Origin of the sequence: Burkholderia sp. AU4i (assembly GCF_000466765.1) — a bacterium.
GTDB lineage: Bacteria > Pseudomonadota > Gammaproteobacteria > Burkholderiales > Burkholderiaceae > Burkholderia > Burkholderia cepacia.
Window position 1 is genome coordinate 42,247 of the sequence record NZ_ASSI01000070.1, and the last position, 7,296, is coordinate 49,542.

Genomic DNA, 7,296 nt, shown 5'->3' on the forward strand with positions numbered 1-7,296 from the left:
TGGGTCACGGGCATGCCGCGTCGGTCGGTCGATCAGTTGCCCGAACTGCGGATCGCGTCAGGCGAGAAATACGCCTCGTTGAACTGCGGGCTGTTGTCGAGCTTCGGCATCGGGCCTTCGTTCGTCAGGCGGTCGGCCATGTACGCGCCGGAGATCAGGTCGTGGAAGAACACCGCGCTCGGGTAGAACACCTTCGCGTCATAGGCGTACAGCGACGTCGCGACATTGGTGCGCCACAGCTGGCCGCGCGCGTCGTAGTTGTCCGCGAGCAGCGATTGCCACGAATCCTCGTCGATGTACAGCACGCGCTTCGCGTACTGGTGACGGTAGCCGCTCTTCAGCGTGGCCTGCAGCACCCACACGCGATGCAGTTCGTAGCGGATGTAGCTCGGGTTCTCGTGGCCCTTGGTCAGCAGTTCGCCGTACTTCACCGCGCTGTCCATCACCTTGTAGTTGTTGTACGGCACGTAGATCTCGCGCTTGCCGACGATCTTCCAGTCGTAGCGATCGCCGGGGCCGTTGTACAGGCGGTCGTCGTCGACCGTGCGGAAGCCGCCCGGGCCCTGCGGCTGGTCGTAGCCGTATTCGGGCGCCTGGCGCACGCGCCGCGTGCCGGGGTTGTACATCCACGTGCGCGACGAGTTGTCCGCGCCGGCCTTGTCCCAGTTCGTGAAGCCGACAATCAGCGAGCCGCGGTCGGACAGCGGCAGCTCCGTCGCGTTGCGGTAGTACGTGCGGTTGTTCAGGTCGCTCTTCACGTCGTACTTGCCGACGTTGCGCGGCGAGTAGATGTCGTAGCGCACCTTGCCCCACGCGATGTTGCCGTCGGAGTAGACGACCGCCTGGTCGTAGGTGGCCTGCTCGGTACCGATCGACGACGAGAAGCGCTGGTTCCACAGCAATTCGGCGGCGGTCTTCGGGATCGGATAGGGCACCGTCGGCGGCGCGTTCGTGAGGCCGTTCGCGTCGGACGTCATCGTCGAGTCCGGCGCATAAGTGCGAATGTCCTTGTAGACGGAATCCGGGTAGCGGAAGTCGCGGTGGGTCGGGTAGACGACGATCTTGAACGTGGCCGGATAGCGCTTGAACATCGCCTTCTGGCCGTCGGTCAGGTGCTCGGCGTACTGCGCCATGTTCTCCGCGGTGATCGTCGCGACCGGCTTCTCGCTCGCGTACGGATCGGGGTAACGGCTGCCGCGCTTGTACTGCACGTCCGGCGGCGTGCCGAGCCACTTGCCCGACCACTCGGGCACGCCGCTGTCCTTGCTCGCGGCGCGCACGGCGCCCATCGGGGTCAACTGGCCGTCGAGCGCCTTCAGGTCGTCCGGCGTGACCTTCGGGTACGACGCCGTCGCGGCGAGTGCGCACGCGGCGATCGCCGACGCGCGCAGGAGGGGGAGACGAATTCGCTTCATGACAAATCCTCTTGCTGAGTGACGAGCGGCCGGGCCGCTCAGAAGTGATAGGTCGCCGTGGCCAGCACGTAGTCGCGATCCGCGAGCGGGCGCGTGACCGGGTTCGGCGAGCCGAGGAACTTCGCGTAGACGAGCGACAGCTGCAGGTTGCTCAGGCGCGTGAACGTCACGCCGGCCGTCACGCGGTGGTCGCCCTGGCCCGTCAGCGAGCCGAGCGCGCCGGCGAGCGGCGACGTGCCCGTCAGGTCGTGCGTGTAGGTCAGCGGCACGTCGAGATCCCAGCCGTTGAACACGTTCTTGTAGCTGAGCGTCCACGCGATCTCCATCGCGAGCGCGTTGCGCGAATTCGCGAGCGTGGTCGACCCGCCTTGCTCCGAGATGCTGCCCGCGTGCACGTACGTGAGTTCGCCGATCAGCGACTGCGAATTCGCGAGGAAACTCGGCCCGATCGAGTAGATGCCGGACAGGTTGGTCTGCAGCACGTTCGCGCGCGTCGACTGCGGGCCCATCGCGGTATTGACGAGCACGGCCGCGCCCTGGCGGTACGACACTTCGCCCGCGACGTTCACGGGGCCGACCTGCGTGGAGAAGCTCGCACCGGTCAGCTTGATGTTGTTGAAGTAGGTCTGCTGGTACTGGAGCGTCGGGAAGTAGGTGGTGACGACACTCGGGTTCATGTCGTTGTAGTGCAGGTGATACACGCCCAGCTCCGTGTCGCCGAACACGCGGAAGCGCGCGCCGATCCCCCACTGGTTGCGTGCGCTCGGCTTGTCGTCGGCGCCGCGCGGAATGATCATCCCGCCCGGGCCGATGATGAACTGCGCGCCCGGACCAACCACGTCCGAATAGCTCCAGTAGGTGCCCGGCGCGGTGAGGCGGTTCTCCTTGAACGCGAACTGGTAGTACGCGAGCAGGCTGAAGTTCGGCGTGATCTGCCACTGCGTCGAGATCTGCGGCACCGGCAGCAGGATGTCCTTCACCTCGGCGCCGGCCATGTACGACTTGGTCGCGTCGGCGGGGCCCTGCGCGCCCGCGATGTTCGGAAAGAACAGGCTTTCGCCCCACGCGACCACTTGATCGCCGACCTTCACGTTCAGGCTCGTCGAGCCGATGTGGAACGTGTTGTACGCGTACGCGGCGAGCAGCGTCGTGTGGCCGCCCGACCAGTAGCGCGCGTCGCTCGTGAAATTGTTGTACTGGCCCGACTGGTTCACGGTGCCCGGCGCGTCGTTGTAGTTCGGGCGGTGGTACGCCTGGTCGTAGAACGTGTCGGCCCGCACGAACACACCCCAGTCGTCGTGCTTCAGGTTCACTTCGCCGAGCAGGCTGACCTGGTTCTCGATCAGCTTGTTCTTCGCGAAGTTGCGATCGCCGTCGTCGCCGTTGATGTTCGCCGGCGTGAGGAGATTGCCGCTCGGTGCGCGGGTGCGCATGCCGAGGCCGTAACTGAGCGTGAACGTGTAGTCCAGCGTCGTGTCGGCGCCCAGCTCGATCGTGCTGCCGGCGTGCGCGTCGGGAACGGCGCACGTCAGCAGCGCGGCGGCCAGCGTCGACAGCGTGGCGGTTGCCCGCTTGCCGGTACGGCGCGAAATCCGTTGATGCATGGTGTCTCCTCTTGGGGGTATCGACGACGGTCGACTATGTGTTGTCGTGAGAGGCAGAGTAGGGAGATCGCGGTAGCAGGGAATCGTCAAAATGAACTAGATGACTTCCCTAGGACTGGCAACGATCGCGCGAGGCCGCATGCGCGACGCGTGTCATCGCGCGTTCGCCTGTGCCGCCGACAGGAACGCGGGCCGTTCGCCGCCGCCGTCGAGCCGCAGGTTCGCGCCCGACGTGTACGACGCGTCGGGCGACGCGAGAAAGAGGCACGCGGAGGCAACGTCGTCGGGTGTCGCGAGGCGGCCGGCGGGAATCGTCGTGCGGATCGCGTCGAGCGCATCGTCGTCGCCGTAGTGGCCTTCGGTGGCAGATTCCGTCTGCACGAGGCTCGGGCTGATCGCACACACGCGCACCCGCGGCGCCCACTCGACCGCGAGCGACGTGACCGCATTGACGAGGCCCGCTTTCGCGGCGCCGTACGCGGCCGTGCCGGGCGACGGCCGCGACGCGCTGACGCTCGCGATGAACAGCATCACGCCGCCTTCGGGCTGCGGCTGCATGATCGCGTTCACGCGCTGCGCGAGCTGCAGCGGTGCGATCAGGTTCAGCCGCACGATCGATTCGGTGAAGCGCGGCGACGCATCGGCTGCAAGCGCGAATGGCGAGCCGCCCGCGTTGTTGACGAGCACGTCGAGGCCGCCGGCCTCCGCGCGGAGGGTTGCGAGCATCGCGTCGACCTGCTCGATGTCGCGCAGGTCGGCCGCGACGAATGCCGCCGTGCGGCCGCCGGCCGCGGGCGGCGTGTCGGGTGCGCTGCGTCCGCAGACGAACACGCGCGCGCCCGCCGCGAGAAACCGTTCGGCGATGCGCCGCCCGATGCCCTTGGTGCCGCCCGTCACGAGCACCGTCTTGCCGCTGTAGTCGAATCCGTTCATCGTCTGCCTCCGTTTCGGTGGGCCGATGATAGGAAGAAGCGCGCGCGGCTTCGTAGTCTGAAAGGACGATGCCGGCCGGCTCCGGCGACGCAATCATCGTGGTCAGGCATCCATCGAACGACGAAGGAGACAACCCGCGATGACGATCCCCACGACGCCGCCGGCCGGCATCTTCACCGACGTGCCGGGCGGCCTACGCCTGCACCATTACGAGGCGGGCGAGGGCCGGCCCGTGGTGTTCATCCACGGCAGCGGCCCGGGCGCCAGCGGTTTCAGTAACTTCAAGCACAACGTGCCCGCGTTCGCGGCGGCCGGCCATCGCGCGATCGTCGTCGACCTGCCGGGCTACGGGCAGTCGTCGAAGCCGTCCGACGTTGCCTATACGCTCGATTTCTTCGTCGGCGCGCTGCATGCGCAACTGGACGCGCTCGGGATCGGGCCGGCCGTGCTGCTCGGCAACTCGCTCGGCGGCGCGATCGCGCTCAAGTACGCGCTCGATTACCCGGACGAAGTCGACGGGCTGATCATGATGGCGCCGGGCGGCGTCGAGGATCGCGACACCTATTTTCGGATGGAAGGCATCCAGCGGATGGTGAAGCTGTTCACCAATCGCCAGATGAATGACGACACGATGCGCGAGCTGCTGACGCTACTCGTGCACGATCCGGCGATCGTCACCGACGCGCTCGTGGCCGAGCGGATGACGGTGTGCGCCGAGCAGCCGACCGAAGTGCTGTCGACGATGAGCGTGCCGAACCTGACCGGTGCGCTCGGCGACCTGCGCTGCCCGGTGCTGGGTTTCTGGGGAACGGACGACCGATTCAATCCGGTCGGCGGCGCGCTGAAGTTCCTCGAACACTGTCGCGACGCGCGTTTCGTGCTGATGAACCGGTGCGGCCACTGGGTGATGGTGGAACACGCCGACTATTTCAATCGGGAATGCCTCGATTTTCTTGCGGCGCGGAATACGCGATAACGCCGGATGCCCACGAGGGCCTGCTCCGATGCGGGCGGGCCGTCTGAACACATACATGGAGACGACATGAAGCTCATCGAAGACCTGTTCGACCTGCGCGGCAAGGTGGCCGCGATCACTGGCGGCGCGCGCGGCATCGGCGCGGAGACCGCGCGCACGCTGGCCGCGGCCGGGGCGAGCGTCGCGATTCTCGACGTGCTGTCGCAACCGGCGGAAGCGCTCGTCGAGGAGATTCGCGCGCAGGGCGGCCAGGCCGCGTTCTGGGCGCTCGACGTGACGCAGGAGGCCGACGTGGCGCGCGTGTTCGGCGAGATCGTCGCGCGCTTCGGGCGCCTCGACGTGCTCGTGAACAATGCGGGCATCGAAGGCCACAACGTGCCGACGCACGAGCTCACGCTCGCGCAGTGGCAGCGCGTGCAGGACGTGAACGTGAACGGCGTGTTCCTGTGCACGCGTGCCGCGATTCCGCACATTGACGCGGCCGGCGGCGGGTCGATCGTGAACCTGTCGTCGATGTACGGGATCGTCGGCGGTCCCGACGTGCCCGCGTATCACGCGTCGAAGGCCGCGGTGCGGATGATGGCGAAGGTCGACGCGATGCTGTATGCGGCAAAGAACATCCGCGCGAACTCGGTACACCCCGGCTATATCCGCACGCCGATGCTCGAGGACGCGTTCCGCCAGATGGGGCAGGACCCGGACAACGTGTTCGGCTACCTGCAGACGCACGTGCCGATGGCGAAGATCGGCAGCCCGCGCGACATCGCGGCCGGCATCCTGTATCTCGTGTCGCCGGCCGGGCGTTACGTGACGGGCGCGGAGCTCGTGATCGACGGCGGTTATACCGCGCGCTGACGCGGCTATCGCACCACAAGGGAGACGCGCAGTTGAAAGTGCTCGTGGCAGTGAAACGCGTGGTCGACGCGAACGTGAAGGTCGGCGTGAAATCCGACCGGACGGGCGTCGACATCGCGAACGTGAAGATGTCGATGAACCCGTTCGACGAGATCGCGGTGGAGGAGGCCGTGCGGTTGAAGGAGGCCGGTGTTGTGACCGAAGTGGTCGCGGTGTCGGTCGGCGTCGCGCAGGCGCAGGAAACGCTGCGCACGGCGCTCGCGATCGGCGCGGATCGCGCGATCCTCGTCGAGTCGAACGACAGCGTTGAACCGCTGGGCGTCGCGAAGGTGTTGAAGGCGCTGGTCGACAAGGAGCAGCCGTCGCTCGTGATGCTCGGCAAGCAGGCGATCGACGACGATTCGAACCAGACCGGGCAGATGCTGGCCGCGCTGGCCGGTTTGCCGCAGGCGACGTTTGCGTCGAAGGTGGTGGTGGCCGACGGGCGTGCGACGGTTGCACGCGAAGTCGACGGCGGCGCGGAAACGCTGTCGCTTCGACTGCCGGCCGTGGTGACCACCGACCTGCGTTTGAACGAGCCGCGCTACGTGACCTTGCCGAACATCATGAAGGCGAAGAAGAAGCCGCTCGAGATCGTGCAGCCCGGCGACCTTGGGGTGGATGTGACGCCGCGTTTGAAAGTGCTCAACGTGAACGAGCCGCCGAAGCGCGCAGCCGGCATGAAGGTGCCGGACGTGCAGACGCTGGTCGCGAAGCTGAAGACCGAAGCCAGGGTGCTGTAACAGGGAACGCAACGAAATGACGATTCTGGTAATTGCGGAACACGACAACGCATCGATCAAGGCCGCGACACTCAATGCGGTGGCGGCTGCGCAGGCGCTCGGCGCGGCAGGCGGCGGTGACGTGCATGTTCTGGTCGCGGGCCACGACGCGCAACGTGCGGCCGATGCCGCAGCGAAGATCGCGGGGGTATCGAAGGTGCTGCTGGCCGATGCGCCGCAGCTCGAAGCGGGCCTCGCGGAAAACGTCGAAGCGACCGCGCTGAACATCGCGAAGGACTACTCGCACATCCTCGCGCCTGCGACTGCGTACGGCAAGAACATCGCGCCGCGTATCGCCGCGAAGCTGGACGTCGCGCAGGTCTCCGAGATCACGGCGGTCGTGTCGGCCGATACCTTCGAGCGCCCGATCTACGCGGGCAACGCGATCGCGACGGTGCAGTCGAGCGACCCGATCAAGGTCATCACGGTGCGCGCGACGGGTTTCGATCCGGTTGCAGCGGAAGGCGGCAGCGCGGTGGTCGAGAAGATCGAGGCGGCGGCAGACGCCGGCAAGTCGCAGTTCGTGAGCCGTGAAGTGACGAAGCTGGACCGTCCGGAGCTGACGAGCGCGAAGATCATCGTGTCGGGCGGCCGTGGTCTGGGCAGCGGCGAGAACTACACGAAGGTGCTGGAGCCGCTGGCCGACAAGCTGTCGGCGGCGCTCGGCGCATCGCGCGCGGCAGTCGACGCCG

Annotated in this window: 7 protein-coding genes; 4 read left to right on the forward strand and 3 right to left on the reverse strand. The window is 66.8% G+C overall.

Annotation, left to right across the window (positions count from 1 at the left end):
• Positions 1-32: 32 nt before the first annotated feature.
• From L810_RS16710 to L810_RS16720, 3 genes are all read right to left on the reverse strand, one after another.
• Positions 33-1,415, reverse strand: coding sequence for a DUF1329 domain-containing protein (locus tag L810_RS16710; protein WP_021159452.1), 1,383 nt, complete (start codon positions 1,413-1,415; stop codon positions 33-35).
• Between the two features lie 38 nt (positions 1,416-1,453).
• Positions 1,454-3,019, reverse strand: a complete 1,566-nt coding sequence (locus L810_RS16715) for a DUF1302 domain-containing protein (protein WP_021159453.1) — start codon at positions 3,017-3,019, stop codon at positions 1,454-1,456.
• Between the two features lie 153 nt (positions 3,020-3,172).
• Positions 3,173-3,952 (reverse strand): SDR family oxidoreductase, encoded by a 780-nt coding sequence (locus L810_RS16720; RefSeq protein ID WP_021159454.1) that lies wholly within the window; start codon positions 3,950-3,952, stop codon positions 3,173-3,175.
• A gap of 139 nt (positions 3,953-4,091) precedes the next feature.
• Here L810_RS16720 and L810_RS16725 point away from each other — a divergent pair, with 139 nt between their 5' ends.
• The 4 genes from L810_RS16725 to L810_RS16740 all read left to right on the forward strand — a co-directional run.
• Positions 4,092-4,928: an alpha/beta fold hydrolase gene (locus L810_RS16725; protein ID WP_021159455.1), complete on the forward strand. Its 837-nt coding sequence runs from the start codon at positions 4,092-4,094 to the stop codon at positions 4,926-4,928.
• 66 nt (positions 4,929-4,994) lie between these two features.
• Positions 4,995-5,783 (forward strand): SDR family NAD(P)-dependent oxidoreductase, encoded by a 789-nt coding sequence (locus L810_RS16730; protein WP_021159456.1) that lies wholly within the window; start codon positions 4,995-4,997, stop codon positions 5,781-5,783.
• A 32-nt stretch (positions 5,784-5,815) separates the two neighbouring features.
• Positions 5,816-6,565, forward strand: coding sequence for an electron transfer flavoprotein subunit beta/FixA family protein (locus L810_RS16735; RefSeq protein ID WP_021159457.1), 750 nt, complete (start codon positions 5,816-5,818; stop codon positions 6,563-6,565).
• 16 nt (positions 6,566-6,581) lie between these two features.
• A partial coding sequence (locus L810_RS16740; protein WP_042975018.1) for an electron transfer flavoprotein subunit alpha/FixB family protein occupies positions 6,582-7,296 on the forward strand: 715 nt, incomplete at its 3' end.

Bases quoted from the DNA above. Each gene is read 5' to 3' on its own strand.
- L810_RS16710 (WP_021159452.1), bottom strand. From the start codon at position 1,415: ATGAAGCGAATTCGTCTCCCCCTCCTGCGCGCGTCGGCGATCGCCGCG.
- L810_RS16715 (WP_021159453.1), bottom strand. From the start codon at position 3,019: ATGCATCAACGGATTTCGCGCCGTACCGGCAAGCGGGCAACCGCCACG.
- L810_RS16720 (WP_021159454.1), bottom strand. From the start codon at position 3,952: ATGAACGGATTCGACTACAGCGGCAAGACGGTGCTCGTGACGGGCGGC.
- L810_RS16725 (WP_021159455.1), top strand. From the start codon at position 4,092: ATGACGATCCCCACGACGCCGCCGGCCGGCATCTTCACCGACGTGCCG.
- L810_RS16730 (WP_021159456.1), top strand. From the start codon at position 4,995: ATGAAGCTCATCGAAGACCTGTTCGACCTGCGCGGCAAGGTGGCCGCG.